We start from the raw sequence: 22,542 nt of genomic DNA, 5'->3' as shown, positions 1-22,542 counted from the left end.
GCAGACTGGCGAGGCCGCCGAACGTGTAGCTCGGTGAAAGCTCTCGTCACAGGGCATGACGGCCGGTGGCGACGAGCGCAACCAAGCCGGCGACCGCAAAGGCGGTCAACATCACCACCCCGGTGCGGAAACCGCCGATCCCGCCGCCCAGGCTCCACATGAGCGCGGTGGCGGCGGGCCCGATGGTCGTGCCCAGCGTGCGGACCAGATTGCTCACTCCCCCGGCGGTGCCGGCCCTTCCCTCCGGCGCTGCGGCAAGCAGCAAGGTCACCGTGGGTGAGTTGAACAAGGCCATGCCTGCTCCGATCAGCAGCATTCGCCACGACAGGTCGACGACGTTGGCAGCCGGGCCGAGGGTCAGCATGCTCAGCAGGCCAGCCACTGTCATCGCGACACCGGCGGCGGCGACGGGCAACGGCTGGTACCGGTCGGCCAGCAGGCCGGCCAGCGGCGCCACCAGCGACGCGGCGGCGGTGAAGAACAGCATCGCCACGCCGAGCACCGACGGCCCGTCGTCGAGAACCTCGGCGACGAAGTACGGCAGTGAGAAAACCACCAGCCCGAGCAGCGAGGCCATCAACATCAACGCGAGGGCCGGGAGACCGAAGGCACGGCGACGCAGCAGGGCCAGCACCGGGCGGGACGACGACAGCCGTGACCAGGCCACCGTCAACACCACCGCGACGGCTCCGAGTACCAGTGACCACCACCAGCCGGTCTGCACGTACTCGACAGACAGCAGCGCCAAGACGACCGCGCCGCCGAGCAGCAGGGCCTCCACCGCGAGACCTCGGCCCGGCATCGGCACACGGTGGGCCCGGTCGGTCGGGATGGTGCGCCACCCGGCGATGACGACCGGGACGAGCAACGGCGCCTTGAACAGGAACACCGCCCGCCAACCGAAGCCGTCGGCGACGAACCCGCCGAGCGGGGCGATGACCACACTGCCCAACATCATGATCGTGCTGATGTAACTCAACGCTCGACCCCGATGCTGCGGACGCACCGCCGCGGCGACGATCGGTAGGTAGCCCGCCAGATAGACAGCGGACGCCACGCCCTGCATCACGCGGGCGACGAGGAGCACCCAGAACGCCGGCGCGAGCGCAGCCAGCACGCTGGCCACCCCCAACACCACCAAGGGTGAAGATGAAGACGCGGCGCAGGTCGGCGTTGTCGATCCATCGGCCGGCGGGCAACGCCAGCGCCGCCAACGGCAAGGCGTACGCCAGCACGACCCAGGTCGTCGCGGACGCGGAGACGTTCATCTCGGCGGCCACCGACGGCAGCACGAACGCCGCCATGCTCGACTCGGACGCACGACAAGGGTGGCCGTCCCGAACGTCACCACCGCCGCCCACCGGGTCCGGTCAGCGCGGGCCGGTGCGGTGGTGGGGCCGGTGCCGGTCACTGCCGCGACCGGCAGATCAGGCGCGGCCACCAGGTGAGCGGAGCAACAGGATTGAGGATGGTCACGACCCGCATATCCGCTAAAGTACAACGGTCGTGGCAGATTGGGAGCGGGGGGCGTCGTGCGGTCCGAAGCGACAGAGTCAGACCAACCACGGATGCGCCGAGGCCGACCCGGCAAGCGGGCAGCGATCCTCGCCGCCGCAGGACGAGTCTTCGGCCGCGACGGATACGCCCGGGCCGGCATCGACGCGATCGCCGCCGAGGCCGGAGTGTCGACCCGGACCATCTACCACCACTTCGACGGCAAGGACGACCTGTTCTCCGCCGTGGTCACCGCCAGCACGGCCCAGGTCGCCGACACCCTCACCGAACTCATCGCCGCTCACCTCAACGATCCGGCCGCGCCACCACATCGGGCCCTCGTCGCGCTGGCCCACGACTGGATCGCCGCGCAGGCCGAGTTCGCCGACCACTTCGCCATGGTCCGGCAGATCAACATCGAAGCGACCCACGTACCCGCAGCGGCCCTCCACACCTGGCACGAGACAGGGCCGGCCCGAGTGATGGCGGCGCTGACCAACCGCCTCGCCGCCATGGCGCGGCAGGGCACGCTGAGGGTCTTCGACGCCGAGCGGGCGGCGAGCCACTATCTGCTGCTCACCGTCGCCGCCATCGACGCCGCCTCCTACCACGGGGCTGTCCCGCTACCCGCAGCCGAGACCACGGCGATCATCACCACCGGCGTGACCGCCTTCCTCGACGGCTACCGACCACGAGCCCAAGACACGGCATGACCTCACGGCAGCAGCCGTCATCTCCGTCGCCACCTGTGGCACCGACTCACCACCAGCCACCTCGACACGACCCCTGGCCGGAAACTGATCAGGCCCTGCCGCCGCGGCTCGATTCGCCGGCCGGGACCACGTAGACGCTGAGGCCCTCAACCGTCGACACCCGCAGTGCCCCCAGATGCGGATCAATCGATAGTTCCCGACCATCATCGCTGAACCGAGCAAACAGATCCGCGACCGCGTCGAGGTCAGCGGCAGGTACGACGAGTTGCCACTGTCCGGGCAAGGTAGCGCCGTCACGCATCGGGAGAAACGCGGCGTGTTGCAGGGTGGCGCCAAGCGCCTCCCGATAGAAGCGACGGACCAACTCCGGACGCGGACAACTGAGCACCATCCGGTACGGCGCCATGGGCAAGCCGACCGGATGCCGCCAACCAACGGCCGGAGTCGGACGCCAGACGGAAACGGCCGCACCGAAAGGATCGATCAGGGTTGCGAGGCGCCCCTGCCCCGGGACGTCGAAGGGAGCGACAACTACTTCCGCACCGCTGGCCACCGCTGCCGCCACTCGTCCATCGACATCATCCACGCGATGGTAGAAGGCAAGGTGGGCCGGGGTCCCCGGCGGGTAGATCGGCGCCGCCAGGTCGCTCACCGTACCGATCGGGAATTCGCCAACCGTGATGACCGTGGCGCGACGCCAGTCGGTCTCATCCACGGCGAAACGCCAACCGAGCAACGCCGAGAAGAACGCCGCCGTGCCGGGAATATCCCTGGTCTTCACGTCCATCCAGCAGAACTCACCGCCAGCACCAATAGAGACCACCTTGGCTGCCGAGCGCCGAGTCCTCACAGGTCCACCCTGTCTCCGGTGGCGAACAGATGCAACCTTATTCCCGTAAGCCTATGACCATCGGCTGACGGGCCCGAGCTCAGCCGACGAAGCTCGGGTACGCCCCAGCGCCCCGGCCGGGCCGCATCTGACGGTACGGGCCGACACCGGGTACCACACGGTTCTGCGCCCCACATTTCGCCCCGACAAGGCCCGGGCAGCCGAAGCAATAGAAAGACTCCTGGTCAAAGGCTGTTTCGGACGAAGTCTCAACACCGATCATCGAAGTGCAGTGTGGGGCGCTGTGTGACCACGGCTGTGACCACGAGATCACAAACAATCGGCGTCAGTCGATGACTGACGCCGATTGACCTGCATAAACGCGAGGTGGAGCCGAGGGGACTCGAACCCCTGACCCCCACACTGCCAGTGTGGTGCGCTACCAGCTGCGCCACGGCCCCTTGCGGTTGTCCCCGGTCACCCGGGCACTGGAAGAACTATACACACGGCGCCCGGCATGGTCATCTGGCGGGGGTACCCACCGGGCGGGTCAGTTGAGCGTCACGTCCGGCGGGAAATGTGCCACCGCGGCCATCATGCCGCCCTGCCGGCGCAGCACCATGGGCCACAGGTCGTCGGGGCGCTCGACGAAGGCGTCGCCGGGCAGCGCGTCCAGCACGAACCAGGAACCCTCCTCGATCTCCTGCTCCAGTTGCCCGCTGCCCCAGCCGGCGTACCCGGCGAAGACCCGGATGGTCTGCACGCTCTCCCGCAGCCGGTCCGGGTCGACGGACAGGTCGAGGGTGCCGACGGCTCCGGAGACCTGGTGGAAGCCTTTGAGACGGCGGACCGGCGAATGCATCCGGGCCAGGCAGATCGCCGACTCGGGCTGCACCGGGCCACCCTCGAACAGCACCGCCGGGTGCCGGGCCAGATCACCCCAGTCGCGCAACACGTCGGCCACCGGAACCTCGGTCGCCCGGTTGAGGACCACGCCGAGGGCGCCGCCGGGCTCGTGGGCGACCAACAGGACCACCGTACGGTCGAAGTTCGGATCTTTCAGTGCGGGCGTCGCCACCAGTAGTTTCCCGGTCATCGACTCCATGGCTCGCCCGCCGATCGCCTGCCCCTCTCCCTGCATCACGTGTACCCGTCAGCCGTGTAGCAGCCGAGAGGGCCGGTCATGAAGACCACCAACGAGCCCTGTCGATGCCATCCGCGCTGTCGTAGCCATGTCTGGCACGATAGCTTGCGTCCCCGGCCGTGGCGAAGGTCTGATCGTCGGGTGATCGACAGTGATGCGCGGAGATCCGTCACGGCTGTCGATAATCGCAGCCAGCACCTGGGACGAACCGGCTGACGGTGAGCTCCGGCAACGCCGAATGGCCCTGTCGGCCGGAGCCGCCCGGTTAGATTCAGGGGCGATGGCAACGGTCCGCGACACCACCTACGAGCTGCTCCGCGCGTTGGGCATGACCACCGTGTTCGGCAACCCCGGGTCGACCGAGGAGCCGTTCCTGCATGCCTTCCCCGACGACTTCCAGTACGTGCACGCGCTGCACGAGGCGTCGGTGGTCGGCATGGCCGACGGGTACGCCCAGGTCACCGGACGACCGGCGCACGTCAACCTGCACACGGCACCCGGCACCGGCAACGCCATGGGCAACATCGTCACCGCCTGGCACAACCGGACACCGCTGATCGTCACCGCCGGGCAGCAGACCCGGCAGATGCTGCTGCTCGAACCGCGCCTCACCGCCCGCCGTCCCACCGAGCTGCCCCAGCCGTACGTGAAGTGGGCGTACGAGCCGGTCCGCGCGCAGGACGTGCCGGCGTCGCTGATGCGGGCGTACGCCACCGCGATCCAACCGCCCGCCGGGCCGGTCTTTCTCTCCCTGCCGTTGGACGACTGGGCGCAGCCCGCCGATCCGCCACCCGCGGTCCGGTCCGTGGCGACCCGGTTCGCGCCCGACCCGCAGCGGCTGCGGCAGTTCGTCGCCGCCCTGACCAGCGCCCGGTCACCGGTCATGGTGCTCGGTGCGGCGGTGGACCGCGCCGACGCCTGGGACTCGGCGGTGGCCGTGGCCGAGCGGCTGGCCGCGCCGGTCTGGTCGGCGCCCGCGCCCGAGCGGACCGCCTTCCCCGAGAGCCACCCGCATTTTCAGGGCGTGCTGCCCTACGCCGCCGGGCCGCTGGCCGAACGGCTGCACGGGCACGACACCGTGCTGGTGGTCGGTGCTCCGGTGTTCCGGTACTACCCGCACGTGCCCGGCGACACCGTGCCCGAGGGTGCCCAACTGCTGCACGTCACCGACGATCCGGAGGAGGCGGCTCGCGCTCCGGTCGGGGACAGTCTGCTCGGCGACGCCGGACTCACCCTCGCCGCGCTTGCCGAACTGCTGCCGTCGGCGGATCGGCCGCCGCCGGCCACCCCACCTGATCCGCCACCGGTCGAGGATTCCCTCCCGCTGAGTGCGGACGCGCTCTTCGCCGCGTTGGCGCGGTACTGGCCCTCCGACGGGGTGCTCGTGCAGGAGTCGCCGTCGAACCTCTCCGCCCTGCGTCGCCGGCTACGGTTCGGCCGACCCGGGTCGTACTTCACGATGGCCAGCGGTGGGCTCGGTTACGGCCTTCCGGCGGCGGTCGGCATCGCGCTGGCCCAACGAGACACCGGCCAGCACCGGCCGGTGATCGCGGTGATCGGCGACGGCTCGTTCCACTACTCGGTGCAGGCCCTGTGGACCGCCGCCCAACTGCGGCTGCCACTTGTCGTCGTCGTACCGGTGAACCAGCAGTACGCCATCCTCAAGGCGTTCGCCGAACTCAAACACACTCCCGGCGTACCCGGGCTGGATCTTCCCGGCATCGACGTCAGCGCGGTGGCCCGTGGCTACGGCTGCGCCACCGCGGTCGTCGAGAGCCCCGATCAGCTCGGCGAGGCCCTCGACGTGGCGCTGCGCGCGGACGGCCCGACGGTGCTGCCCGTACCCATCCGCACCGACATCCCCCCACTGCTCTAGGGGTGAGGTGTAAGGAAGGTGCCCTTCTTAACGCCTGGGGTATAGGAAGGGCCCCCTGTTAACGCCACAGGGCGCTCACGGCGCTCAGTTGCCGCCGATGCGCAGCGGTGCGCCGGTGAGCGCGTCCAGGACGGGCCGGGCGCCCAGCGGCTCCTTGAGCGTCACCTCGACCGGCTCCATCCTGAGCATCGCGTCGCAGACGTCGGTGGAGCGCACCACAGTGCCGCCCACCACCACGACGTCGTCGCGCTCCTGCACCAGCGGGGTGATGTCGGTGTCGCAGCTGCCGACCCCGAGCCGGAAGGCCAGCCGGGTCCCGTCGATCTCCACGATGTCCTGCGCGGCGACCAGCCCTTCCGGAGCGGTGTCGGAGGGTGCGACCGGCGCGGGCACCGCATCGACCGCGTGCGGTGCGACGGCGGCGGCGGCCACCACGGCGCCGATCTCCTCGACGGTGAACAGCCAGGCCGGCACCTGTGCCTCGCCACGGCTGGTACGCAGCGGCGCGGTACCCAGTTCGACCTTGCTGATGGTGAGCGCGACGCACTCCCCCTGCGGCCGGCCGACGACCGTGTCGTCCGGTTCGTCGCCGGGTGCGGGCGGCGGCGGGATGGCGGGCTCCTTCGGCTGCGGGCAGGACGGCGGGTCGCTGCCGCGGGTGAGCGTCAGGAACGCGTCGGTGGCGCTGACAAGTGGTACGCGCAGCTGCCCGTCGGGAAAGCGGATGGTGCCGTCGTCGGGCTGCCGTACGGGCAGGTCGGCCGGCTTGCGGTACCAGCCGGCCTGAAACGCCGTCTGGGTCGCCGGCGTGAAGTTCGCCTCGCCGATCAGCACCGCGGGGTCCTGCAGCGGTACGTAGCCCTCGCGCCAACCCGGCCCGGGTTGCCACGCCTCGGCCACTGCGGTGGCCCGGCGGTCGAACGGCCCCGGCTCGTCAGCGGAGCTGATGGGACCGGTCGGTGCGGTTCCGGTTCCTGCCGGCGCGCAGCCGGCTACGACGATCATCAGGGGCAGACCCAACCGGGCGGCGAAGAGACGCATACCCCGTCTGACGGGTCTGGCCTGCACTTGGTTCCCACGGCACACCGGTCGGGCCCTTCTGGCGCAGACGTGCCTCTCGGGCACGAACGTGTGATCAACCTTTTGGCGCAGACGCGACTGCGCGCCCCGGCCGGGTGGCCGGGGCGCGCAGTCAGGTGGTGGAGGTGCCGGGAATCGAACCCGGGTCCTTCGCCGCCTTGTCAGGGCTTCTCCGAGCGCAGCTCGCTGTGCCTCTACTCGGCCCCTCCGATCACGCGAGCGAGTCGGTGTGACGGGCCCAGTCGCTGATTGATCTCGCCGCACGGACCCCGCGACCGGGTCCGATTGGCCAGCCTTCTAGCTGATGCCGGCTATCTGGGTCGAAGGCGCTCCCAGGCCGACAGACTTGCTACTCGCCTCAGGCGGCGAGAGCGAAGTCAGCGCGTTCGTTCTTGGCGCTTATTGGTTTCCGACGAACGATTCTCGAGACGACGTCGGCTTCCTCGGCTCGCTTCCCCTGCCGCAACGTACGAAGTCGAAACCAGTCACCCCCTCGACAGGCCGCCAACTTCCGGCGGCTCCGACAAGCGTAACGCCTGCCGCAACCCGATTCATCCCGAGGTCACGTCGCCGACGCGACCGAAGGACGAACCGGACAACTCACTCAGCCATGCCCTTTCCTCGCCGACCGACCGCACGTTGGATCTCCCGGTCGGCGTCCCGCTTGGCGAGGTCCTGGCGCTTGTCGTACGCCTTCTTGCCCTTGGCCAGGCCGATCTCCACCTTGGCCCAGCCGTCGGAGAAGTAGACCTGCAACGGCACCAGGGTCAGCCCGCTCTCCCGGGTCTTGCCGATCAGGCGATCGATCTCCAACCGCTTGAGCAGCAGCTTGCGGGTACGCCGAGGCTCGTGGTTGGTCCAGGTGCCCTGGGTGTACTCCGGGATGTGCATGCCGTGCAGATACAGCTCACCGTCGCGCTCCTGGGCGAACGCGTCGACAAGCGACGCCCGCCCGGCCCGCAGCGACTTCACCTCGGTGCCGGTCAGCGCCATGCCCGCCTCGTACGTGTCGAGGATGGCGTAGTCGTGGCGGGCCTTCTTGTTGGAGGCGACGACCTTGCGCCCCTTTTCCCGTGGCATCGCCGCGCCACCTCCTTTCGTTGCCTGCTCCCCCGGCGACGTGCGACGTGCGACGTGCCGGCCGGAGAGCGGAGATCATGCTACCCGAACGACAAGGGCCCTTCCGCGCGGTTTATTCCAGCGCCGAAGAGCCCTTGCGACTGTCGTACCGAAAGCTAGACCCGCAGGTAGAAGCGGAGCGTGACCCAGGCGGTGATCGCGCTGATCAGGCCACCGACGCCCGCCATCACCGGGAAGGTCAGCAGCACCTCACTCCAGCTGACCGGGGCGAACAGGCCCTGCAGGGCGCTGAGTGCGTCGTCGAAGAGGAACTTCTTCAACGCGACCAGGGCACCCAACCCGAGCACCGAGCCGATCAGGCCGGCGACCACCGCTTCCAGGACGAAGGGTGCCTGGATGAACCAGTTCGAGGCGCCGACCAGCTTCATGACCGCGACCTCACGCCGCTTGCTGTACGCGGCCACCTGGATCGTGTTCGCCACCAGGAGCAGCGCGGCGACGGCCATGGCTATGGCGGCGGCCAGCGCGACGTTCTGCCCGGCCGTGAAGAGGTTGAAGATCTTGTCAAGCACCTGACTCTGGTCGACCACCTGGTCGACGCCGGCGGCCGAGGAGTACTGCTCCGAGATGGACTTGTACTGCTCCGGGTCGACCAGGTTCAGCCGGTACGACTCGGGCAACTGGTCCGCCTTGACCGCGCTGAGCAGGTCCGGCGAGTCCCGGAACATCTCCTGGAAACGCTGGAAGGCCTCGTCCTTGTTGACGTATGTGACCTGTGAGATCAGCGGGTCGGCCTCCAGCCGGGAGCCCAGTGCCGCACGGTCTTCTTCCGAGATGTCGGTCTTCAGGAAGATCGACACCTGGATGTTCTCGAAGTACAGGTCCTTCATGTCGGCGACCTTGGTGTAGATCAGGCCGCTGGCACCGAGCATGGTCAGCGAGACGCCCAACGTGATGATCATCGCGATGGTCATGGTCACGTTGCGCCACAGTCCGACAAGTACCTCGGACAGGACGTATTTCATCCGCATCGGGATATTCCTCCGGCTCTCCGGCGTGAGGTGTTCGTCGTCAGATCGGGGTGCGGTGGGCTGCGCTCGTCACCCGTAGACGCCGCGGGCCTGGTCGCGGACGATGCGGCCGCTCTCGATCTCGATGACCCGGCGGCGCATCTGGTTCACGATGTTGGAGTCGTGCGTGACCATCACGACTGTCGTGCCGGTGCGGTTGATCCGGTCCAGCAGGCGCATGATTTCGATTGACGTGTCCGGGTCCAGGTTTCCGGTCGGCTCGTCGGCCAGCAGGATCAGGGGACGGTTCACGAACGCCCGGGCGACTGCGACACGCTGCTGCTCACCACCGGAGAGCTCGTGCGGGTAGCGATGCTCCTTGCCACCGAGACCCACCAGCTCCAACACCTCCGGCACGACCCGGCGGGCCACCGCCTTGGTCTTGCCGATCACCTCGAGCGCGAAGGCCACGTTCTCGTACGCGGTGCGGTTGGGCAGCAGCCGGAAGTCCTGGAAGACGCAGCCGATCGAGCGGCGGAAGTGCGGGCGCTTCCAGGACCGCATCGAGGTGACGTCCTTGCCGTTGACGACGACGCGACCCTTGTTGGGGGTCACCTCGTGCAGCAGCATCTTGATGATCGTGGACTTGCCGGAGCCGGATGGGCCGATGAAGAAGACGAACTCGCCCTTGTCGATCGACACGGACACGTTGTCGAGCGAAGGCCGCGACGCCTTCGGGTACGTCTTCGTCACTTGCTCAAGCTGAATCACGGGTGGTGAGTCTACGCCGTGTAACTGTCGTGCCAAGTCCTACGCCCCGCCGTTGCGGGGGAAGTCATTGATCCAGCACGTCATGTGGAGATCGATGACGCACTCCGCCCACGACCGGTCACGCAGCGTCGCCGGCGAGTTGCTGCTGCTTGCGCCAACGGATTCCCGCTTCGATGAAGGAGTCGAGCTCACCGTCGAAGACCGCGCTCGGGTTACCGGTCTCCTGCTCGGTACGCAGATCCTTCACCATCTGATACGGGTGCAGCACGTACGACCGCATCTGGTCGCCCCACGAGCCCGCGGCGTCGGTCTTCAGGCCCGCCATCTTGGCCTGCTCCTCCTGCCGCTTGCGTTCCAGCAGCCGGGCCTGGAGCACGCGCAGCGCGGACGCCTTGTTCTGCAGCTGCGACTTCTCGTTCTGGCAGGTCACCACGATGCCGGTGGGGATGTGGGTGATCCGCACCGCCGAGTCGGTGGTGTTGACGCTCTGCCCACCGGGCCCGGACGAGCGGTAGACGTCGATCCGCATCTCGTTCTCGGGGATGTCGATGCTGTCGGTCTGCTCGACCACCGGCAGCACCTCGACACCGGCGAAGCTGGTCTGCCGACGGCCCTGGTTGTCGAACGGGCTGATCCGCACCAGCCGGTGGGTGCCGGACTCCACGCTCAGCGTGCCGTAGGCGTAGGGAACCTTCACCGTGAAGGTGGCCGACTTCAGGCCCGCCTCCTCGGCGTACGAGGTCTCGTAGACCTCGGTCGGGTAGCCGTGCCGCTCCGCCCAGCGCAGGTACATCCGCAGCAGCATCTCGGCGAAGTCCGCCGCGTCCACGCCACCGGCGCCTGCCCGGATGGCCACCAGGGCCTCCCGGGAGTCGTACTCGCCGGAGAGCAGGGTGCGGACCTCCATCTCCTGGATGGCCTTGGTCAGCCCGGCGACCTCCGACTCGACCTCGGAGAGGACTCCCGAGTCGGCCTCCGCCTCGGCCAGCTCCAGCAGCACATTGGCGTCGTCGAGCCGGGAGCGCAGGCTACCCAGCTTCTCGATCTCGCCGTTGACGTACGACAGCTGCGAGGTCACCTGTTGGGCCCGGGCCTGGTCGTCCCACAGATCCGGGGCGGACGCCTGCTCTTCCAGGCGGGCCTTGTCCGCCCGCAGGCGGTCCAGGTCGAGCACCGCCTCGATGTTGCGCAGGGTGGCGTCGAGGTCCTTGAGCTGGTCGGCGTAATCGGCAGCTGTCACGACAGACAAGGGTACTGCTCGGAGGAGGAGTGAGCTTGCGAGCCCCGCACTCCGAGCCAAAACAGCTCCGCTCGGAGGAGGAGTGAGCTTGCGAGCCCCGCACTCCGAGCCAAAACGAGGGCTGGTCAGCTGCTGACTGGTGCGTTCTTGAGCCAGGTCAGGGCGGCCTTGTGGTACGCCACGGCGAACTCCAGCGCGCTCGCGTCGTACGTGTCGCCTTCCTTGCGAGCGTTCTTGACCTGCTCGCGGACCCGGGCCAACGCCTCGGTGTGGTATTCGTTGGCCGCGGCCTGGAGGCTCTTCAGCTGGGTCGCGGAGTGTAGTTGCCCGAAGGCGATCCGCAGGGCGATCGGGTTGCGGATGGTGTCCCGCCCCGGATCCTCGGCCAGCCAGCGGGAAAAGGTCCGCTTACCGGCTGCCGTGATCGCATACGGTTGACTCATCCGCGGCCCGGGTTTACCCAGCCGGACGAGGCCCTTCTCGGCCAGCACCGGCAACTCCCGGTAGACCTGGCTGCGGGTCATCGACCAGTACGGCGCCAGCCGGCGCTCGGCGGCGGCCATCAACTGGCCACCTGTCATGGGGCCCTCGTGGAGCAGCCCGAGCAGGGCCGCCGCCGTGGGGTTGACTCCGGATTCCGCCATGCCGTTCACGCTGCCACTTTGACGGGCTGGCGTCCAGGATTTCACCGTTTCGCCACCCATTGGGGTTTCCTATGTGCACTGTCGGTGCGCGACGGTCAACCCCGCAGCCCCACAGACCGCCCCACCCGACCACGACCGACCCGTCCCCCACCGAGCGCCCGGCCCCCACGAGCGGCGATGTTAAGAGGGGCCCCTTCCTATGCACGAGGCGTTAGTAAGGGGCCCTTCCTTACACCTCAGCCCATGTGGGGGTAGGTGTGGTCGGTGGGGGGCACGAAGGTTTCCTTGATCGTCCGGGGGGACATCCAGCGGACCAGGTTGTGCCAGGAACCGGCCTTGTCGTTGGTGCCGCTGGCGCGGGCACCACCGAAGGGCTGCTGCCCGACGACCGCACCGGTCGGCTTGTCGTTGATGTAGAAGTTGCCGGCCGCGTACCGCATCTTCTCGGCCACCGCGTCGACCACCCGCCGGTCGGTGGCGAAGATCGAACCGGTGAGCGCGTACGGCGCGATCGCCTCGGCCTGGGTGACCACCTCGTCGAAGCGGGCGTCGTCGAAGACGTGCACGCCGAGGATCGGCCCGAAGTACTCGGTGGTGAACGTCTCGTGGGCCGGGTCACCGCATTCGAAGATGGTCGGGCGGACGAACCAGCCGACCGAGTCGTCGGCGGTACCACCGGCGATGATCCGGCAGCTGTCGTCGCCGGAGATCAACTCAAGCGCGGCGGTGTGCCGGGAGAAGGCCTTGTCGTCGATGACCGCGCCACCGAAGTTACGGAAGTCGGTGACGTCGCCGTAGGTCAGGCCGTCCGCGGTGGCGGCCAGCCGGTCGCGCAGGCCACCCTCCCAGATCGACCGGGGAACGTACGCCCGGGAGGCCGCCGAGCACTTCTGACCCTGGTATTCGAAGGCGCCCCGGATCAGCGCGGTGTGCAGGGCGTCGACGTCGGCGCTGGTGTGCGCCACCACGAAGTCCTTGCCGCCGGTCTCGCCGACCAGCCGGGGGTAGCCCCGGTAGCCGGCGATGTTCTCGCCCACGGTGCGCCACAGGTGCTGGAAGACCTTGGTCGAGCCGGTGAAGTGGATGCCGGCCAGGTCGGGGTCGGCGAGCACCACGTCGGAGACCTCCTCGCCCCGACCGGTGACCATGTTGATCACGCCGGGGGGCAGGCCGGCCGCCTCGAACAGCCGCATGGTGAAGTGCGCCGCGAACTGCTGGGTGGGGCCCGGCTTCCAGACCACGGTGTTGCCCAGCAGGGCCGGGGCCGAGGGCAGGTTGCCGGCGATCGCGGTGAAGTTGAACGGGGTGACCGCGTAGACGAAGCCCTCCAGCGGCCGGTGGTCGAACCGGTTCCACACGCCCGGCGAGGACATCGGCTGCTCGGCGAGCAGCTTGCGGGCGAAGTACACGTTGAACCGCAGGAAGTCGATGAACTCACAGGCAGAGTCGATCTCGGCCTGCACGGCGGTCTTCGACTGGCCGAGCATGGTGGCCGCGTTGAGGGTGTCGCGCCACGGGCCGGCGAGCAGTTCGGCGGCGCGCAGGAAGATCGCGGCCCGCTCCTCGAAGGGCAGTGCCCGCCATCCCGGTGCGGCGTCCTTGGCCGCCTTGACCGCGGCCCGGGCGTCGTCGTGGGTGGCGTGCCCGGTGACCCCGAGCACGTGCGCGTGCCGGTGCGGCTGCACCACCTGGATCGGCACGCCGCCGGCCATCCGCTGCTCGCCCGCGATGGTCATCGGCAGGTCGATCCGCTCGGCCGCCAGCTCGGTGAGTCGCCGCTGGAGCCGTTCGGCGTCGGCGCTGCCCGGCTCGTAGGTGCGCACCGGCTCGTTGTGCGGCTCGGGTACGGAGAACACGGCGTCCATCAGGGCTCCTGGCGATCTCGACGACGGTGGCGAAACCGGCCCCAAAGGTGGCGGGACCGCGCGCCAATCTTCCCACGACCAGCTTCGACCGATCACCCCCCGGCCGCTGGACGACCGTGGATCCAGAGGCAACGGGCGGGGGCAGGCAGAGATTCGTACCTTGAAGGCCGTGCAAACCGAAGGAACATAGATCATTTCGGCGGCGCGCGGGGCTCAGGCTCCTCCTCCGCCGGGCCGCGTACGCTGGATTGCCGGTGACGTGCCCGGGTCGGATCGCCAGGTCCGGGCGGCGAAGGGGAGACGATGAGCAACCAGCCCGGTGGGCCGACCGCCGCGCAACCCGACCGGCTGCAGACCACCGACGAGGTGGCTGCCGACGGGCCAGGCCCCGCCCCGGCCGACGACGCCGACGGGTCCGTCGTGCTGCTCAGCGACGCTACGGACGGCTCCGCCCCACCGCCACCCGCGCCGGGCACCCTCGGGTTGGCGCTGCTGGCGACCGGCTGGCTGGCCGCCATGCTCTGGTCCACCCGGGAAGCGATCCAGTCGGCCACCGCCGGCGTCACCGCGATCAGCCTGTCCGCCTTCGCCCTGCCCGGCGTGATCTCGGCCGCCCTGGTGGCCGGTGCTGCGGTGGGACTGGCGGCCAGCGAGCCGGTCACCCGGCGGGGCGATCGGGCCACCCTGCGCTTCGCGGTGGCGGTCGGCGTCGGCCTGCTGGTCGGGCTCGCCGCCGCCCTCGCCATCGCGCTGAGCTACGACGGGAACACCACCACCCGCACGATCGCCGGCACGACCGCCGCCGCGGCCGTCATCGGTGGCGCGTTGGCCGGCGCTCGCAACGGGGCGGTCATCGGTGCCGTCGCCTCCGCCGCGCTCGGCACGCTGCTCTTCGTGGTGGGCTTCAGCGTCGCCCGGGATCCCCTGTTCAACCTGTTCGGCGCGGGCGACAGCCAGCAGTCGCTGGTCACCGCGGCCACCTGGGTCTCGCGTACCGAATCGCTGCTCGCCGGCCTCATCGCCGGCCTGCTGGCCTTCGGCTACCTCACCTGGGCCCGACGGCGGGCCGCCCGCCGCGACACCACAGTCACCGCCCTGCGCTGGCCGGCGTACCTGGTCGCCGGGGCCGGCCCCGGGCTCCTGCTGCTGCTCGCCGAGGTGATCATCCGGGTCGGCGGGCGTTCCCTGATCGACCTGGCCGCCGCGCTGAGCGAGGCCGACGCGGTGGCGCAGACCTCGCTGGGCACCTCCCGGGTGGACAACGGGATCTGGGTGCTGTTCGTGGGCGCACTCACCGCCATGATCATCTTCGGCCGTACGCTGTCCCCGGCACCGGAGACCGACCCCGAACCCGCCGAGGCCGGCGCAACGCGCTGAGCGCGCGGGTCACCCCTGGTCGGCGGCGTCGCGCAGCAGCAGGTCCAGCTCGCTGGGGTCGTACCACTCCAGTTCGTGGTCCTCGACACCATCGACGGTGAACTGCGCGTCCGGGTCGCCGGCCAGCGCCTCCACCACCACCTTCGCGGCGGCGGTGACATCCGGTACGGCGTCGACGCCGTCGACGTGCAGGGCCGCCACGGCGTTTACCGCTACCACCCCACGCAGCTCCACCACGCTGGAACCCAGTTCACCGTCACCCCGGCCGAGCGCCGACGCGGGCAGGTCCGCCGAGACCACCACCCGCCGACGCGGCGCCGCGGGATCGTGATGGAGCAGTTGCAGGGCGTCCTGCGCGGCCCGGGTGAAGGCGACGTACTCCAACTCCTCCTCGTCGCCCTCCGCGTACCACTCGCGCAGCATCGGGGTCACCGCGTGCGCCTGGGTCACGGCAAGGCCGTGCTCGGGCAGCCTGGTCAGCATCGGTACGGTCGCCGACAGGTACACCCGGACAAGCTGGTCGGTCACGGTCGGTCTCCCCTGCTCTGCTCCGGTCGGCGACTGCGCCGCCCCGGGCGCACGCTCACCCTGAACGTCATACACCCCACGCCGCCGTGGTGGGAACTCGGGTCGGCGGGTGTGTCGAAGTCACCCCTCGGCGGCAGACCCTGTCGTCCCTCGATGGCAAACTGAGGCAAACGACGCCAACCCGGGGAGTTCACGTGGAGCCCAGGTTCCTGCTCCTGTCCGACGTGGCCGCCGAGCTGAACGTGTCGGATTCGCAGGTCTACCACATGGTGCGCAGCGGCGAGCTGCCTGCGATCAAGATCGGCGGTCGGGGCCAGTGGCGCGTCGAGCGCGCCCGGCTGGAGGAGTACATCCAGCAGAAGTACGCGGAAACCGCCGAGTGGGTACGCGGGAATCCGCTGACCGAGCGCGAGCCCGAGTAGTCGCCCCTGGGCACGGCCACGGGTGGCCGCACGATCACCGAAGGCATTGACCGACGGCTCTGTCGTGCCACAGAATGAAGTCTGTCGAAGGCAAACGAAAGCAAACGTAGGGAAAACCGAATCGAGTGAGAGGCCAGGGCGATGATCGATCCCCGGCGACCTGGGCCGAGCCACCCGCCCGTGCGGTTACGGCCGGCACCCGCGTACGACCCGCCCTTCGTCGACGAGAACGCCGGGTGGCCCGAGCCGGGCGACGGCCAACTCGCCCTCGACCTCTTCTCCGCCCAGCAGCGATCCGCTCGTCATGCTGCGGAACGCCTCCCTTACCAGCGGGTCACCGCCCGCCCGGTCCCCGTACGCCCCGGCCATGATCCGGTCCGGCAGCTACCACCCGGTGCCCTGGCCACCGCCACCCCGTCGGCCACCCGGGTCGCCCACCGTTTCGTGGCGAGCTGCATCGAGGTCTTCAACGGCTTCCGGCCGCCGGTGCAACTTCGCCGTCAACTGGACCCCGCCCGCAGCGCCCAACTGCTGCCCGAGCTGGCGCGCGCCACCGCCCGCGTCGTCCCGACGCGCCGCCGGACCCCCCGCCCCACACTCCGGCTCCGCCGCCTGCGCGTCTGCGAACTCCACCCGGCCGCCATCGAGGCCGCCGCCGTACTCACCGGCGTCGTCGACACCAACTGGGCCATGGCACTACGTCTGGAACACCGGCGCGGCACCTGGCTCTGCACCGACCTCCGCGTCCTCTGACACCCTGACATCCCCCGCAGCCCCCACTGCCACCCTCGGCAGCCCCCCCCATCCCGCCCCGGCCACCCTCAACATCACCCACAGCATCTTCAAATCGCACTCGATCCTGGATCGAGTGGTCACCTGCCGCACCGAGACCACTCGATCCCACATCGAGCAAGCGTGGAAAGGGCGATGTAGGGCAGGGGGAAATGCGAAGCCCCGGACACCGCGTCAGCGGTGTCCGGGGCTTCGAGTGTGTTCGGTCAGCTGGCCGAGGTGCCACCGGGGGCACCGTGGCAGCGCTTGTACTTACGCCCGGAGCCGCAGGGGCACGGTGCGTTGCGGGACGGGCCGTTGCTGGCCGCGGCCTGCCCGTTGGCCGCCGTCTGGCGGGCCGTGCTGGACGCCACCCCGGCGCCGCGCAGGGCATTGGCCTGCCGCTGCGGCGCGGCCGGGGCGGTGCGGCCGGGGGCTGCCGGCGCGTCGGGCTCCGGGCCACCGATGCCGAGCGCCGGGGCGCGCTGGTCGTCGCGCTGCACGGCGACCGCACCGGCGCCGGCCTCACCGTCGATGGTGGGGGCGGAGTACTGAAGGCCCTGCTGCTGCGGTGCACGGCCGAGGCCCTTGGCCCGGATCTCCACCGGCTTGTCCAGCAGCTGGATTTCCTCTTCCTCGGGCTCCGGCTCGTTGACCTGCACCTCGAGGTTGTAGAGGAAGCCGACCGTCTCCTCCTTGATGCCTTCCATCATGGTGGCGAACATGGCGAAGCCCTCGCGCTGGTATTCCACCACCGGGTCACGCTGGGCGTACGCCCGCAGCGTGATGCCCTCCTGGAGGTAGTCCATCTCGTAGAGGTGTTCACGCCACTTGCGGTCGATGACCTGGAGCAGCACCATCCGCTCCAGCTGCCGGGTGCCCTCGGCACCGAGCTGCTCCTCACGACGGTCGTACGCGGCGTGCGCGTCCGCCCGCAGTCGGGAGATGAGGAAGTCGGCGTCGATGCCGGCCCGGGAGCCGCCGGCCTCCTCCTCCATCTCCTCGATGGTGATGCCCACCGGGTAGAGCTGCTTGAGGCTGGCCCAGAGCTGCTCGAGATCCCACTCCTCGGCGTAGTTCTCCGACGTGGCGCCCTGGACGTACGCCTCGATCACGTCGTCGATCATGTTGCGGACCTGCTCGGAGAGGTCCTCGCCGTTGAGTACGCGCAGCCGCTCGGCGTAGATCACCTGGCGCTGCTGGTTCATGACCTCGTCGTACTTGAGGACGTTCTTGCGGATCTCGGCGTTCTGGCCCTCGATCTGGGCCTGCGCGCTCTTGATCTGGCGGGTGACCATCTTCGACTCGATGGGCACGTCCTCCGGGATGTTGAAGCGCTCCATGACCGCCTCGACCGCACCGGAGCGGAACCGCTTCATCAGCTCGTCCTGAAGCGACAGGTAGAAGCGCGACTCGCCCGGGTCACCCTGCCGGCCGGACCGACCACGCAGCTGGTTGTCGATGCGCCGGGACTCGTGCCGCTCGGTGCCCAGCACGTAGAGCCCACCGGCGGCGGCCACCTCGTCGGCCTCGGCTTCGCAGGCCTGCTTCCACTTCGGCAGGACCTCCTCCATCGCCTTGTCGTACTCTTCGGCGTTCTCCACCGGGTCGAGGCCGCGCTGGCGCAGCTCGCTGGCGGCGAGGAACTCGGCGTTGCCGCCGAGCAGGATGTCGGTGCCTCGACCGGCCATGTTGGTGGCGACCGTGACCGCGCCCTTGCGACCGGCCTGGGCGACGATCTCCGCCTCGCGGGCGTGGAACTTCGCGTTCAGCACGGAGTGCGGGATGCCCCGGCGGCGCAGCAGCTGGGAGAGGATCTCGGAGTTCTCCACCGAGACGGTGCCGACCAGCACGGGCTGCCCGGCCTGGTGGCGCTCGGCGATGTCCTCGATGACCGCGTTGAACTTGGCCTTCTCGGTCTTGTAGATGACGTCGGCCTTGTCCTGCCGGACCATCGGCCGGTGGGTCGGGATGGTCACCACGCCGACCTTGTAGACCTTGTTGAACTCGCCCGCCTCGGTCTGGGCCGTACCGGTCATGCCGGAGAGCTTGTCGTAGAGGCGGAAGTAGTTCTGGAGGGTGATGGTGGCCAGGGTCTGGTTCTCCTGCTTGATCTCCACCCCCTCCTTGGCCTCGATCGCCTGGTGCATGCCCTCGTTGTAGCGGCGACCGTGCAGGATGCGGCCGGTGAACTCGTCGACGATCAGGACCTCGCCGTCGCTGACGATGTAGTCCTTGTCGCGCTTGTAGAGCTCCTTGGCCTTGATGGCGTTGTTCAGGTAGCCGACCAGCGGAGTGTTCACCGACTCGTAGAGGTTGTCGATGCCGAGGCGGTCCTCGACCTTGGCCACGCCGCGCTCGGTGACCGCGATGGTGCGCTTGGCGTAGTCGACCTCGTAGTCGCCCTCGCCGTCCTTGCCGGGCTGAAGGCGGGCCACCACGGCGGCGAACTCGCCGTACCAGCGGGCGGAGTGCTCGGCCGGACCGGAGATGATCAGCGGGGTCCGGGCCTCGTCGATCAGGATGGAGTCGACCTCGTCGACCACGGCGAAGTTGTGGCCGCGCTGGACCAGCTCCTCCTTCGACCAGGCCATGTTGTCGCGCAGGTAGTCGAAGCCGAACTCGTTGTTGGTGCCGTAGGTGATGTCGCACTCGTACGCCGCGCGGTGCTCGGAGGCGGGCCGGTTGGGCAGCACCACACCGACGGTCAGGCCGAGGAACTGGTGTACCCGGCCCATCCAGGCCGCGTCACGCTGGGCCAGGTAGTCGTTGACGGTGACCACGTGCACGCCCTTGCCGGACAGCGCGTTGAGGTAGACCGGCATGACCGAGGTCAGCGTCTTACCCTCACCGGTCTTCATCTCGGCGATGTTGCCGAAGTGCAGCGCCGCGCCGCCCATCACCTGGACGTCGTACGGTCGCTGACCGAGCACCCGCGCCGCTGCCTCCCGGCAGACCGCGAACGCCTCGGGCAACAGGTCGTCCAGGGTCTCGCCTTCGGCGAGCCGTTCCCTGAACTGCTCGGTCATGCCGCTCAGCTCTTCGTCGGTGAGGTTGACGTAGTCGTCCTCGATCGAGTTGACGGCGGCGGCGATGGCCTTCAGCCGGCGCACCATTCGCCCCTCGCCCGCGCGAAGGACCTTTTCCAGAATCGACACGGATCAACGCTCCCCTAGACAGTCTCGAACCATCGTAGGCGTTTCATCGGGCCAATGGTCACTGGTGGCGACCCTCGGCCATCGCGAAACCGACATAACGTCCGACGCTCCAGGCTACGCGCCCGGTTTACCCGTTACGCCGTGGGCGAACGATCCGGCACGATGGGTCGAATGGAGCCCGTGGAGATCACCGAGGCCGGACTGACGCTCCGGCCGTGGCGGCCGACCGACGCCGACGACCTGCATCGCGCGTGCCAGGATCCGGAGATCCAGCGCTGGATCGACTTCCCCCGACCCTACCGGCAGCAGGACGCGCAACGGTTCATCGCCTGCCGTACGCGCCAGTGGGCGGAGGGCACGGCAGCCGCCTTCGCGGTCTGTGACGCCGCCACCGGTCGACTCCTCGGCGCCGTTGATCTGCAACGAATCGACCAGAGCCGGCAGTTGAGCGAGATCGGCTACTGGACCGCCCCGTGGGCGCGCGGTCAGGGTGTGGCGGTACGCGCCGTCCGCGCCCTCGCCCGGTGGTCCTTCGCGGAACTGGGCCTGCGCCGGCTGCTCTGGACGTCCTGTGCGGGCAACCACGCCGCCCGGCTGGTCGCCCTGCGCAGCGGCTTCCGGATCGAGGGTCGGCTGCGCGCCGCCGACCCGGCGCACGGCAGCTACGAGTGGTTCGGCTCGCTGCTGCCCGGTGATGTGCCGGCGCCCGGCGAGGTCGGTCCGGCCGGCCCGGGCTCCCTGGAGGCTCGCCGGGCCGCCGTCTTCGGCCGGGCCCAGCCCACAGTCTTCGCCAGCACATCGCGATGCGAGCTGCGCCTGCGTCGGCTGGAGGAACGCGACCTCGACGCGGTGGTGATCACCTGCCAGGATCCGGACACCCTGCGGTGGACCACCGTCCCGGAGGCCTACGACCGGTCGGCAGCCGTGTCCTTCCTGGCCCACTGCGAGGACTGCTGGGCCGACGGCACCGCGGCCAGCTTCGTGATCGCCGACGAGCAGGACCGCTACGCCGGCTCGATCGACCTGCGGCTGTCCTCCGGCGACCCGCTGCTGGCGACCGTCGGCTTCATGACCGCGCCGCACGCCCGGGGTCGGGGCTACCAGACGGCAGCTCTGGCGGCGCTCACCACCTGGGGCTTCGCCACGCTCGGGCTGGCCCGCATCGAGTGGTGGGCCAACGTCGGCAACGTCGCCTCCCGCCGGGTCGCCGAGAAGGTCGGCTTCACCATGGAGGGCACCGCCCGGGCTGCGCTTAACCACCGCGGCACCCGGGTCGACGCCTGGGTCGGCGCGCTGCTGGCCGAGGACCTGGCCCCGCCGAGCAGCGCGGCACAGACCGGCGCAGGCACCGACGGCCGGCCGGCACCGGGCCAGGTGACGGTGTGACCCCCGAGACGATCGAAGCCCACGGCGTACGCCTGCGGCCGTTCCGTCCGGACGACGAGGCCGATGTCGTCGTCGGCTGCGCCGACCCGCTGACCCAGCGCTTCCTCGACGGCCTGCCCAGCCCGTACACCGAGGCCGACGCCCGGTGGTGGATCACCGAGGCTGCTCCCGCGGCGTTCGCCGCCGGTGGGGCCGCGTACGCCGTGGCCGATCCGGCCACCGACCGGTTGCTCGGCACCATCGGGCTGAGCCACGCGATGCCGCAGCGACGGCAGGCCGAGATCGGCTACTGGGTGCATCCGGACGCGCGGGGACGCGGGGTGGCCACGGCGGCCACCCGGGCACTGGCCGAGCGCGCCTTCACCGGCGGCATCGACCGGCTGGAACTGCTCGCCCAGGTCGAGAACGTGGCAAGTCAGCGGGTCGCGCTGGCCGCCGGCTTCCGATCCGAGGGGATACGTCGAGGTGGTGGCCGGGCGCGCGATGGCGGCCGACGGGACCTGGCCGTCTGGGTACGACTGGCCGACGATCCGCCCGGGCCGTACCCCCGCCTGCTGCCCGACCTGCCCGGCGGGCGACTCACCGACGGCGTGATCGTGCTGCGGCGGCTCGAACCCGAGGACACCGACGAGATGTACCGCCTGAACACCGACCCGGCCGTGGTGGCCAGCCGGGTGCCACCGGGTCCGCCGGCCCGCGAGGAGCTCGTCCGGCGCGGCGTCGGTGCGGCGCACCAGTGGCTGGTCGGCACGGTCGCGTCGATGACCATCCTCGACGCGGCCTCGGGGTCGGTGGCCGGAACCTGCATGTTGCTGCCCGACCAGCCCGGCGGGCAGGCGATGCTCGGCTACAGCCTGTTCCCGCAGTGGCGGGGACGCGGCTACGCGACCCGCACGGTGCGGCTGCTCGCCCGGTGGGGCTTCGAGCAGGTCGGTCTGGCCCGGCTGTGGGCCGGCACCCTCCCGGAGAACCAGGCCTCCCGGCGGGTGCTGGAACGGGCCGGCTTCCGCTACGAGGGGCTGCTGAGCGCCCGGCTGCCCGGCGCGGAGGGCAGCCGCGGCGACTCGACCGTGTACGGGCTGCTGCCCCGCGAACTGCGGGACTGACCGCAGACGCAGCGGTGCGGGCCGGGGCGCTGCCGCCCCGGCCCGCAC

The 22,542-nt window shown here is 69.8% G+C and carries 19 protein-coding genes, 1 tRNA gene and 1 other RNA gene; 7 read left to right on the top strand and 14 right to left on the bottom strand.

Features of this window, described 5'->3' with window-relative positions; all coding sequences use genetic code 11:
• Window positions 1–46 precede the first annotated feature (46 nt).
• The gene (locus tag Vgi01_RS04295) at window positions 47–1,126 is read right to left on the bottom strand and encodes an MFS transporter (RefSeq protein WP_204290209.1); all 1,080 of its coding nucleotides are present in this window, start codon (window positions 1,124–1,126) and stop codon (window positions 47–49) included.
• Between the two features lie 442 nt (window positions 1,127–1,568).
• On the opposite strand from Vgi01_RS04295, the gene Vgi01_RS04290 reads away from it, so the two are divergent.
• Window positions 1,569–2,207, top strand: a complete 639-nt coding sequence (locus Vgi01_RS04290) for a TetR/AcrR family transcriptional regulator (protein ID WP_204290208.1) — start codon at window positions 1,569–1,571, stop codon at window positions 2,205–2,207.
• Window positions 2,208–2,295: 88 nt separating this feature from the next.
• On the opposite strand, the gene Vgi01_RS04285 is transcribed toward Vgi01_RS04290, so the two are convergent.
• From Vgi01_RS04285 to Vgi01_RS04275, 3 genes are all read right to left on the bottom strand, one after another.
• Window positions 2,296–2,994, bottom strand: coding sequence for a VOC family protein (locus Vgi01_RS04285; RefSeq protein WP_204290207.1), 699 nt, complete (start codon window positions 2,992–2,994; stop codon window positions 2,296–2,298).
• 430 nt (window positions 2,995–3,424) lie between these two features.
• Window positions 3,425–3,497 (bottom strand) — tRNA-Ala (locus tag Vgi01_RS04280).
• Between the two features lie 89 nt (window positions 3,498–3,586).
• Entirely contained in the window at window positions 3,587–4,177 is a 591-nt protein-coding gene (locus Vgi01_RS04275; protein WP_102658249.1) for a YqgE/AlgH family protein, read from the bottom strand.
• A 283-nt stretch (window positions 4,178–4,460) separates the two neighbouring features.
• Between Vgi01_RS04275 and mdlC the strand changes: the two genes are divergently transcribed.
• A complete protein-coding gene (gene mdlC / locus Vgi01_RS04270; RefSeq protein WP_204290206.1) occupies window positions 4,461–6,056 on the top strand; it encodes a benzoylformate decarboxylase in 1,596 nt (531 codons plus the stop codon).
• Between the two features lie 84 nt (window positions 6,057–6,140).
• Here mdlC and Vgi01_RS04265 read toward each other — a convergent pair whose 3' ends face one another.
• From Vgi01_RS04265 to pruA, 8 genes are all read right to left on the bottom strand, one after another.
• Window positions 6,141–7,097 (bottom strand): hypothetical protein, encoded by a 957-nt coding sequence (locus tag Vgi01_RS04265; protein ID WP_204290205.1) that lies wholly within the window; start codon window positions 7,095–7,097, stop codon window positions 6,141–6,143.
• Window positions 7,098–7,253: 156 nt separating this feature from the next.
• Window positions 7,254–7,629: a transfer-messenger RNA gene (ssrA, locus tag Vgi01_RS04260) on the bottom strand.
• 107 nt (window positions 7,630–7,736) lie between these two features.
• Window positions 7,737–8,216, bottom strand: coding sequence for an SsrA-binding protein SmpB (smpB, locus tag Vgi01_RS04255; RefSeq protein ID WP_013731751.1), 480 nt, complete (start codon window positions 8,214–8,216; stop codon window positions 7,737–7,739).
• Window positions 8,217–8,371: 155 nt separating this feature from the next.
• The gene (gene ftsX / locus Vgi01_RS04250) at window positions 8,372–9,247 is read right to left on the bottom strand and encodes a permease-like cell division protein FtsX (protein ID WP_204290204.1); all 876 of its coding nucleotides are present in this window, start codon (window positions 9,245–9,247) and stop codon (window positions 8,372–8,374) included.
• A 69-nt stretch (window positions 9,248–9,316) separates the two neighbouring features.
• Entirely contained in the window at window positions 9,317–9,997 is a 681-nt protein-coding gene (ftsE, locus tag Vgi01_RS04245; protein WP_013731749.1) for a cell division ATP-binding protein FtsE, read from the bottom strand.
• A 118-nt stretch (window positions 9,998–10,115) separates the two neighbouring features.
• On the bottom strand, window positions 10,116–11,237 hold the full coding sequence (prfB, locus tag Vgi01_RS04240) for a peptide chain release factor 2 (protein ID WP_102658215.1): 1,122 nt from the start codon (window positions 11,235–11,237) through the stop codon (window positions 10,116–10,118).
• Window positions 11,238–11,362: 125 nt separating this feature from the next.
• Complete coding sequence (locus Vgi01_RS04235; RefSeq protein ID WP_102658250.1) at window positions 11,363–11,881, bottom strand: PadR family transcriptional regulator; 519 nt, start codon at window positions 11,879–11,881, stop codon at window positions 11,363–11,365.
• 236 nt (window positions 11,882–12,117) lie between these two features.
• Window positions 12,118–13,746: an L-glutamate gamma-semialdehyde dehydrogenase gene (gene pruA / locus Vgi01_RS04230; protein ID WP_102658216.1), complete on the bottom strand. Its 1,629-nt coding sequence runs from the start codon at window positions 13,744–13,746 to the stop codon at window positions 12,118–12,120.
• A 303-nt stretch (window positions 13,747–14,049) separates the two neighbouring features.
• Between pruA and Vgi01_RS04225 the strand changes: the two genes are divergently transcribed.
• The gene (locus tag Vgi01_RS04225) at window positions 14,050–15,123 is read left to right on the top strand and encodes a hypothetical protein (RefSeq protein WP_204290203.1); all 1,074 of its coding nucleotides are present in this window, start codon (window positions 14,050–14,052) and stop codon (window positions 15,121–15,123) included.
• A gap of 9 nt (window positions 15,124–15,132) precedes the next feature.
• Here Vgi01_RS04225 and Vgi01_RS04220 read toward each other — a convergent pair whose 3' ends face one another.
• Complete coding sequence (locus tag Vgi01_RS04220) at window positions 15,133–15,651, bottom strand: DUF6912 family protein (protein ID WP_204290202.1); 519 nt, start codon at window positions 15,649–15,651, stop codon at window positions 15,133–15,135.
• A 194-nt stretch (window positions 15,652–15,845) separates the two neighbouring features.
• On the opposite strand from Vgi01_RS04220, the gene Vgi01_RS04215 reads away from it, so the two are divergent.
• Complete coding sequence (locus tag Vgi01_RS04215) at window positions 15,846–16,073, top strand: helix-turn-helix transcriptional regulator (protein WP_102658219.1); 228 nt, start codon at window positions 15,846–15,848, stop codon at window positions 16,071–16,073.
• A gap of 141 nt (window positions 16,074–16,214) precedes the next feature.
• The gene (locus Vgi01_RS04210; RefSeq protein ID WP_102658220.1) at window positions 16,215–16,826 is read left to right on the top strand and encodes an Rv3235 family protein; all 612 of its coding nucleotides are present in this window, start codon (window positions 16,215–16,217) and stop codon (window positions 16,824–16,826) included.
• Window positions 16,827–17,071: 245 nt separating this feature from the next.
• On the opposite strand, the gene secA is transcribed toward Vgi01_RS04210, so the two are convergent.
• On the bottom strand, window positions 17,072–20,002 hold the full coding sequence (secA, locus tag Vgi01_RS04205) for a preprotein translocase subunit SecA (protein ID WP_204290201.1): 2,931 nt from the start codon (window positions 20,000–20,002) through the stop codon (window positions 17,072–17,074).
• 171 nt (window positions 20,003–20,173) lie between these two features.
• Here secA and Vgi01_RS04200 point away from each other — a divergent pair, with 171 nt between their 5' ends.
• Together Vgi01_RS04200 and Vgi01_RS04195 are read left to right on the top strand one after the other, a co-directional pair.
• Complete coding sequence (locus Vgi01_RS04200; protein ID WP_204290200.1) at window positions 20,174–21,388, top strand: GNAT family N-acetyltransferase; 1,215 nt, start codon at window positions 20,174–20,176, stop codon at window positions 21,386–21,388.
• A complete protein-coding gene (locus Vgi01_RS04195; protein WP_204290199.1) occupies window positions 21,385–22,494 on the top strand; it encodes a GNAT family N-acetyltransferase in 1,110 nt (369 codons plus the stop codon). The genes Vgi01_RS04200 and Vgi01_RS04195 overlap by 4 nt, the downstream gene beginning before the upstream one ends.
• The last annotated feature ends 48 nt before the right edge of the window (window positions 22,495–22,542 follow it).

The sequence above is a fragment of the Micromonospora gifhornensis genome, from assembly GCF_016863515.1.
In the GTDB taxonomy this organism is placed as follows: domain Bacteria; phylum Actinomycetota; class Actinomycetes; order Mycobacteriales; family Micromonosporaceae; genus Micromonospora; species Micromonospora gifhornensis.
The sequence above is the reverse complement of the archived record's forward strand: the minus strand, read 5'-3'. Positions and strand labels throughout refer to the sequence as shown.

What these genes read in the sequence shown, in the direction of transcription:
- ftsX (WP_204290204.1), bottom strand. Translation starts at nt 9,247, where the DNA reads ATGCGGATGAAATACGTCCTGTCCGAGGTACTTGTCGGACTGTGGCGC.
- Vgi01_RS04225 (WP_204290203.1), top strand. Translation starts at nt 14,050, where the DNA reads ATGAGCAACCAGCCCGGTGGGCCGACCGCCGCGCAACCCGACCGGCTG.
- Vgi01_RS04275 (WP_102658249.1), bottom strand. Translation starts at nt 4,177, where the DNA reads ATGCAGGGAGAGGGGCAGGCGATCGGCGGGCGAGCCATGGAGTCGATG.
- Vgi01_RS04285 (WP_204290207.1), bottom strand. Translation starts at nt 2,994, where the DNA reads ATGGACGTGAAGACCAGGGATATTCCCGGCACGGCGGCGTTCTTCTCG.
- Vgi01_RS04210 (WP_102658220.1), top strand. Translation starts at nt 16,215, where the DNA reads ATGATCGATCCCCGGCGACCTGGGCCGAGCCACCCGCCCGTGCGGTTA.
- Vgi01_RS04200 (WP_204290200.1), top strand. Translation starts at nt 20,174, where the DNA reads ATGGAGCCCGTGGAGATCACCGAGGCCGGACTGACGCTCCGGCCGTGG.
- Vgi01_RS04290 (WP_204290208.1), top strand. Translation starts at nt 1,569, where the DNA reads ATGCGCCGAGGCCGACCCGGCAAGCGGGCAGCGATCCTCGCCGCCGCA.
- pruA (WP_102658216.1), bottom strand. Translation starts at nt 13,746, where the DNA reads ATGGACGCCGTGTTCTCCGTACCCGAGCCGCACAACGAGCCGGTGCGC.
- smpB (WP_013731751.1), bottom strand. Translation starts at nt 8,216, where the DNA reads ATGCCACGGGAAAAGGGGCGCAAGGTCGTCGCCTCCAACAAGAAGGCC.
- Vgi01_RS04235 (WP_102658250.1), bottom strand. Translation starts at nt 11,881, where the DNA reads ATGGCGGAATCCGGAGTCAACCCCACGGCGGCGGCCCTGCTCGGGCTG.
- mdlC (WP_204290206.1), top strand. Translation starts at nt 4,461, where the DNA reads ATGGCAACGGTCCGCGACACCACCTACGAGCTGCTCCGCGCGTTGGGC.
- Vgi01_RS04265 (WP_204290205.1), bottom strand. Translation starts at nt 7,097, where the DNA reads ATGCGTCTCTTCGCCGCCCGGTTGGGTCTGCCCCTGATGATCGTCGTA.